We start from the raw sequence: 216 nt of genomic DNA on the forward strand, positions 1-216 counted from the left end.
GAGGACGCCATGGCGCATCCGGCCTCGACACGCGAGGACGCTCCTGCGGCTCCTCATGCCGACGGGCGGACGCGCTATGCGGACGACCTCTACACTTGGGTCGAGGAGCAGGTGGCGCTGCTCCGCGCCGGCCGGGTGGACGCGCTCGACCTCGACAACATCGCCGAGGAGCTGAGCGACGTGGTGAGCGCGCAATACAGTCAGATGGAAAGCGCT

Annotated in this window: 1 protein-coding gene; it reads left to right on the top strand. The window is 68.5% G+C overall.

Going from position 1 to position 216, the window contains the following annotated elements; genetic code table 11:
• Positions 1–216 (top strand): DUF29 family protein (locus tag MFF64_RS37635; protein ID WP_309296485.1); only part of this gene is annotated, 216 nt, incomplete at both ends.

It is taken from the genome of Methylobacterium frigidaeris (assembly GCF_022179185.1).
Lineage (GTDB): Bacteria > Pseudomonadota > Alphaproteobacteria > Rhizobiales > Beijerinckiaceae > Methylobacterium > Methylobacterium frigidaeris.